This is a genomic window from Bradyrhizobium sp. Kon58, assembly GCF_055807455.1.
The window spans coordinates 1-521 of the sequence record NZ_JBVVOT010000128.1 but is presented as its reverse complement, the minus strand read 5'-3'; the positions used below and the strand labels follow the sequence as shown (position 1 = coordinate 521).

Sequence of the window (521 nt, the reverse complement as noted above, 5' to 3'; positions counted from 1 at the left end):
TTCAGGGTGATGAAGGCCTGCGCGGTGTTCATGCCCTGGCCGGAGAAGCTGAAGCCGGTGAGGAAGGTGACGTTGTCGACGCCCGGGCGCTGCGCCAGGTATTTTTCCACCTTCTCGATCACCGCCTCGGTCCGGCCGTAGGACGAATCCGACGGCGTCTGCACGTCGGTGGTGACGAAGCCCTGGTCGTCGACGGGCAGGAAGCCGCCGGGCAGATTGACGAAGGCCCAGGACAGGCCGGCGAGCAGCGCGACATAGACCAGCATCAAGCGTCCCGTGCGCTTCAGCGAGAAGCCGACGGTGCTGGAATAACCCTCCTTGCTGCGGTCGAGCATGCGGTTGAACCAGCCGAACACGCCTCTCTTGGCGTGACCGTGGCCGGCAGCGACGGGCTTGAGCAGCGTCGCACACAGCGCCGGCGTCAGCGACAGCGCGAGGAAGGCGGAGAAGCCGATCGCGGCGACCATGGTCACGGAGAACTGGCGGTAGATGATGCCGACCGAGCCCGGGAAGAACGCCAT

1 protein-coding gene is annotated in these 521 nt (G+C 65.8%); it reads right to left on the bottom strand.

Annotated features, from left to right (window positions below):
• Window positions 1–521: efflux RND transporter permease subunit (locus AC0L20_RS39780; RefSeq protein ID WP_473295633.1), on the bottom strand; the 521-nt coding region annotated here is incomplete at both ends.